The 1,228-nt window shown below is 43.1% G+C and carries 2 rRNA genes; both read left to right on the top strand.

The features are described 5' to 3' along the window. Nucleotides 1-115: ribosomal RNA gene (gene rrf, locus WQ54_RS17890) — 5S ribosomal RNA — on the top strand. A gap of 638 nt (nucleotides 116-753) precedes the next feature. After that, nucleotides 754-1,228, top strand: a 16S ribosomal RNA gene (locus tag WQ54_RS17885); the annotation flags it as partial.

The raw sequence follows: 1,228 nt of genomic DNA, 5'->3' as shown, positions 1-1,228 counted from the left end.
CTGGTGGCGATGGCGAAGAGGTCACACCCGTTCCCATGCCGAACACGGAAGTTAAGCTCTTCAGCGCCGATGGTAGTTGGGGGTCTCCCCCTGTGAGAGTAGGACGTTGCCAGGTAAGAAGAGAAAGGATCAGTAGAGATACTGGTCTTTTTTTTATTTAAGTAAAACCGTAAGGTTTTTTAGAAAAAGTAGAAACCAAGTAACTTTTCTAGCCCGAGGCTTGGGAGAAGCAAATAAAGGAACTTCTACTAAGAGCGCCAACTCTTGAAAATGGAGGTAAGTCTCCAAATATAATCCTTGTAAATGTGATGGTTCAGGATGAAGATTATCTTAAATAAAACTATAGAAGGATTTGTTTAATTTGCTTAACAAATGGAGAGAGCTAGGTGCAGGAAGTGTTTGGATGACATGAGATCACGCTTATATTGAGTATGTACATCTCGATGGATACAAAATGACTGATAGGAAGAGAAAAACATTAAATAAAAAAATTTTACTAGAATAGTTGACTCTTTGAGTTAAATAGTTTAATATTAGTTCCTGTCAGCAAGTTAAGAGATAATTTATTTTCTTGAAAAAATGTTTTAAAAAGATGTTGACTTAAGAAAGTTTAAATGTTATGATAATAACCTAGTCGTTAAAAGCGACTGGTGATGATCTTTGAAAACTAAACAAAACCAAGCGTGCCAACGTTAATTTCGATTAACAAAACAACGTACTAAACTAGTACATTTTATGAGCTATACCAACTCTTTATTGGAGAGTTTGATCCTGGCTCAGGACGAACGCTGGCGGCGTGCCTAATACATGCAAGTCGAGCGAATCTGAGGGAGCTTGCTCCCGAAGATTAGCGGCGGACGGGTGAGTAACACGTGGGTAACCTGCCTGTAAGATTGGGATAACTCCGGGAAACCGGAGCTAATACCGGATAATATTTCGAACCGCATGGTTCGAAGTTGAAAGGTGGCTTTTGCTACCACTTACAGATGGACCCGCGGCGCATTAGCTAGTTGGTGAGGTAACGGCTCACCAAGGCGACGATGCGTAGCCGACCTGAGAGGGTGATCGGCCACACTGGGACTGAGACACGGCCCAGACTCCTACGGGAGGCAGCAGTAGGGAATCTTCCGCAATGGACGAAAGTCTGACGGAGCAACGCCGCGTGAGCGAAGAAGGCCTTCGGGTCGTAAAGCTCTGTTGTTAGGGAAGAACAAGTACCGTTCGAATA

The sequence above is a fragment of the Bacillus sp. SA1-12 genome (assembly GCF_000981385.1).
Classification (GTDB): domain Bacteria; phylum Bacillota; class Bacilli; order Bacillales; family Bacillaceae; genus Metabacillus.
Note: the sequence above shows the minus strand (reverse complement) of the source record. Positions and strands in the feature narration are given on the sequence as shown.